Source organism: Candidatus Cloacimonadota bacterium (assembly GCA_012516855.1).
Taxonomy (GTDB): domain Bacteria; phylum Cloacimonadota; class Cloacimonadia; order Cloacimonadales; family Cloacimonadaceae; genus Syntrophosphaera.
The window spans coordinates 1-3,943 of record JAAYWB010000076.1 but is presented as its reverse complement, the minus strand read 5'-3'; the positions used below and the strand labels follow the sequence as shown (position 1 = coordinate 3,943).

The window sequence follows — 3,943 nt, the reverse complement described above, 5'->3', positions numbered from 1 at the left end:
GGCAACGCGTTCAGCCGAGTGATACTAATCAGTCGATTGGCTTTCGCATTATATTCTTTTGTGTGATACGTTATCTTGAGCCGCGGAACCTTCTCTGACGCGAGCGTCGTGCAAGGGTGAAAAGGTGAAGGGGTGTAACCTGGTGTGAACTTGGGAGCACTGATCCCGGAGCCTGTTTCACGCTTTCATGTTTTCACTCACAAGGCGTCAGCGATGGTGGTCATAGCAGCGGGGCCACACCTGTTCCCATCCCGAACACAGCAGTTAAGCCCGCTCGCGCCGATGGTACTGCACGGGCAACTGTGTGGAAGAGTAGGTCGCCGCCATCGCTGACGCCTTTACTATTTCCAATCAGGATATGCCAGAATAGTGCAGTTTGAAATGTGTCCTGCTTGACGGGCTCGCAATCCTGGATAAATTATCTGTATTAAGTTTCACGGAGCCAAGATGGATCAAAAACTGAACAAGATATTTGCAGATATCAAGCACAAGACCCAATGCAGCCTGGGTCCCCGGGCTTTCCGCGACGCCAGGGCCTGGCGCATGAAAGACGAGATTGAAGACAACATGCGCACGAAATTCGCCGTGGACCGCGACCGCATCCTTTACAGTGGAGCCTACAGGCGCTATCACGGCAAAACGCAGGTCTTTTCCTTCACCAACCTCATCGACGAGGAGATGACCAACCGAAACCTTCACATCGCCTACGTTTCGCAAATTTCACGCACCATCGGCAAATATCTAGGCCTTAACACCGAACTGATAGAGGCCATCGCCCTGGGGCACGACCTGGGTCATCCTCCCTTCGGCCACGACGGTGAAACGGCATTATCCAAAGCCTGTGTCGCCCACGGAATCGGGCATTTCCACCACAATATCGAATCCCTGCACATTGTGGACCACATATCCCGCAAAGGCAGGGGCCTCAATCTCACTTTCCAGGTGCGTGACGGAATCGTCTCCCACGACGGCGAGGTGCATAACACTCAGCTAAAACCGGAGGCCAACAAGACCGAGGAGCGCATCGAGGAATACATCAAAGCCAAGAAAGCTGGGCGCGATTTCAGCTGGATGCCCGGAACCCTGGAAGGATGCGTGGTGCGTATAACCGATACCATAGCCTACATCGGACAGGACATCGAGGACGCCATCCGCTTCAACCTGCTCAAGCGCGAAGACCTGCCCAAAGAGGTGACGGAAAAACTGGGCAACACGAACAGCCAGATCATCGACACCCTGATCAAAAGCGTGATAGTGAACAGCCACGAACAGGACTGGATCGCCTTCGACGAGGAAACCTCATATTACCTTCTGGAACTGAAAAAATTCAACTACAAACACATCTACACAGACGAAAACGTCAAAACATCCAACCGGATCATCCACCGCACCATGGGCCTGTTGTTCGAAAAATATCTGGAGGACATCACCGAAGGCAACCGTGAATCCAAGATATTCAAGCATTTCTTGGATTTCAAGTCATCCGCCTATCTGGAGAAATTTTCACCTCCGGAGCAGGTGCGGGATTTCATCGCCACCATGACCGACCGCTATTACAACGAGGAGATCAAGGACCATTTCCTGCCCTGGAAGTGGTGAATTCATAAGCTTGGACTGGACTTGCGCCGTATTTTCTACCAAGCTTAATTGTATATCAAGAATTCATTGTTTGGATGCGGGGTCAGGTTGCTCCTTCAGTAGGCTCTGGTAGATGGCGTAATTCTCCGCGTCAAAGCAGAAAAAGCTCACCTCCATCTCGGGCCGCGCTTCCAGAAATTCCCGCACCGTCTGGATGGCGATCCGGGCTGCCGGTTCCTTGGGAAAGCCGTAAACTCCTGTTGAAATGTTCGGAAAGGCAATGGAGCGCAGTCCTTGCCGGTCTGCCAGTTGCAGCGACTCCCGGTAGCAGGAAGACAAAAGCTCGTTTTCACCGTGGTTTCCGCCTTTCCAAACCGGGCCCACGGTGTGGATCACATATCTTGCCGGAAGCTGATAGCCCCGCGTCAGCCTGGCCTGGCCGGTGGGACAGCCGCCCAGAGTCCGGCATTCAGCCAAAAGTTCCGGCCCCGCTGCCCTGTGAATGGCGCCGTCAACACCGCCGCCCCCCAGCAGGGATTTGTTCGCGGCGTTCACGATGGCATCGCCAGCGAAATCCACAATATTGCCCTGTGTCAATTTAATCATATCTCTACTCCTCTGCATTCAGATGATCGATCCTGACCGATAAGCTTTTAGATGCAACAACACGCGCCAACAAGCAATCTTTTCCTTCGCTTAGCATATCAAATTCCCACGAAATGGCTTGGTTGTTATTCATTTCCAACCAGCTGACCGGTGGATTGTTACCTTTGTCGCTCACAATCAATGTAAAGCCAAGCGGCAGTCGCATTGTTTTAATCTTGTAAATCCAAGTCAAGTTCATTTTTAACATTGACCTTCCTCGCAGCGACGGGCTGATGACCCAACCGGCAAGGACAAAAGGATGCTTTGGGGTGATTATTCTTTACTGCCGACGATGCTTGTGCCTCGCTCGACGCCAGCTCCAAAGCCCTTTGGCCGTTAAGGCCCTTTATTGTGTCCCGGAGTCGCCTCCCGTATGATGTCCGCATTTGATGCGAGTATTTGCCGGGAGGCGGGGGAGAGGGAAAGTCGAGACCGCTCAGGGTCTGACTCACAGGACATTGTGGCGGGTAAGCAGTTGTTGCGATCTTTTGAATCAAGTGGCTTCTGACTCTCAACCACACCCTCACTATCGTTCTGACTCCCTCCGGGCTTTCCCTGCCGATATGAAAGAGAGCCTCACTTTACAGCAGCTGTTAAGGTTTGACATTTCAGGTGTCACTGCTTGCTTAGAATTTGCTTGACGGGATGTGGCCAGTCAAATGAGAGTGAAAATGGAAAAACTCAAAAAAGCGAGGTAAAAATGGACAATTTCCAGATTCGCTCTGAAGCGCGACGTCTGCTTTCGGGCAAATGGTGGATGTTGGCTTTGGTTTGGCTTCTTTACTGGTTGCTCAATTCTGTGTCGGGTGAGAACCTGATCGTTGGCGGCCCCCTCACCCTGGGCGTCAGCGCGCTGTTTCTTAAAATCAACCGCGGGCAGGATTTCCAACTGGAGGAGATGTTTTCCGGATTCAACGATTTTTGGCCGCGCCCTGACTGCCTACCTGCTGATCCTGATCTATGTGCTGCTGTGGTCTTTGCTGCTGATCGTGCCTGGCATCATCGCCGCCATCAGTTATTCCATGACCTATTTCATCATGGCTGATGATCCCCATATATCGGCTACCGATGCCATGCGCCGGAGCAGGGAAATGATGATGGGGCACAAAACGGAATACTTCTGGCTGATGCTCTCTTTCATCGGCTGGTTCATCATCAGTTGCTTTACCTGCGGGCTGGGATTCTTCTTTCTATCCTCTTACACCACCATGGCTTCGGCGATCTTCTACCGCAAGCTAAAGGGAGACAATACAATTATCGCGGATACATTATAGCGGATATAAAGTGACACCCCAAATGTCATATAGCCATCACTGTGATAAACAGGTATAAGCCTTTATCTGGTGTAGAGATGCTTAGGACTGCTTTCGGAAACGTGTCACAGTTGTTTTGGACTTCTTTGGACTGGTTTCAGACTGATTTCGGAACATGCTGAAACTTAACGCAATAGACCAGGTGGAACACCCCGACAAGCATATCAAACCTTAGTCTAAATGGAGTCTTTACACGGATTAGTTCTAGCTCGTCATAATATTACGTTATGCCGGCCCTTCTTAGGTTGAGGCATCATATCTTAGGAGCTAAGTTCTGTAATCAATCTAAAACGATGGGTAGTGTCTCAAAGGTTGGTGTAAAATAGGGTGAGCCTAATGAAGAAAAAGGTTGAGCCGGATCCCACTCTTTGTTTTGATGGTTTAAACCAAAAAACTACCAGACAAGG

General features: G+C 50.8%; 4 protein-coding genes and 1 rRNA gene. 3 read left to right on the top strand and 2 right to left on the bottom strand.

The window, feature by feature from the left end:
- Positions 1 to 212: 212 nt before the first annotated feature.
- Positions 213 to 329, top strand: a 5S ribosomal RNA gene (gene rrf / locus GX466_07940).
- A 118-nt stretch (positions 330 to 447) separates the two neighbouring features.
- On the top strand, positions 448 to 1,599 hold the full coding sequence (locus GX466_07935) for an HD domain-containing protein (protein NLH94126.1): 1,152 nt from the start codon (positions 448 to 450) through the stop codon (positions 1,597 to 1,599).
- Positions 1,600 to 1,662: 63 nt separating this feature from the next.
- Here the strand turns inward: GX466_07935 and GX466_07930 are convergent, their stop codons facing one another.
- Entirely contained in the window at positions 1,663 to 2,202 is a 540-nt protein-coding gene (locus GX466_07930) for an O-acetyl-ADP-ribose deacetylase (GenBank protein ID NLH94125.1), read from the bottom strand.
- Positions 2,189 to 2,431, bottom strand: coding sequence for a hypothetical protein (locus GX466_07925; GenBank protein NLH94124.1), 243 nt, complete (start codon positions 2,429 to 2,431; stop codon positions 2,189 to 2,191). The genes GX466_07930 and GX466_07925 overlap by 14 nt, the downstream gene beginning before the upstream one ends.
- A gap of 613 nt (positions 2,432 to 3,044) precedes the next feature.
- Between GX466_07925 and GX466_07920 the strand changes: the two genes are divergently transcribed.
- The gene (locus GX466_07920) at positions 3,045 to 3,497 is read left to right on the top strand and encodes a DUF975 family protein (GenBank protein ID NLH94123.1); all 453 of its coding nucleotides are present in this window, start codon (positions 3,045 to 3,047) and stop codon (positions 3,495 to 3,497) included.
- Positions 3,498 to 3,943 lie beyond the last annotated feature (446 nt).

Bases quoted from the DNA above. Each gene is read 5' to 3' on its own strand.
- GX466_07935 (NLH94126.1), top strand. From the start codon at position 448: ATGGATCAAAAACTGAACAAGATATTTGCAGATATCAAGCACAAGACC.
- GX466_07930 (NLH94125.1), bottom strand. From the start codon at position 2,202: ATGCAGAGGAGTAGAGATATGATTAAATTGACACAGGGCAATATTGTG.
- GX466_07925 (NLH94124.1), bottom strand. From the start codon at position 2,431: ATGTTAAAAATGAACTTGACTTGGATTTACAAGATTAAAACAATGCGA.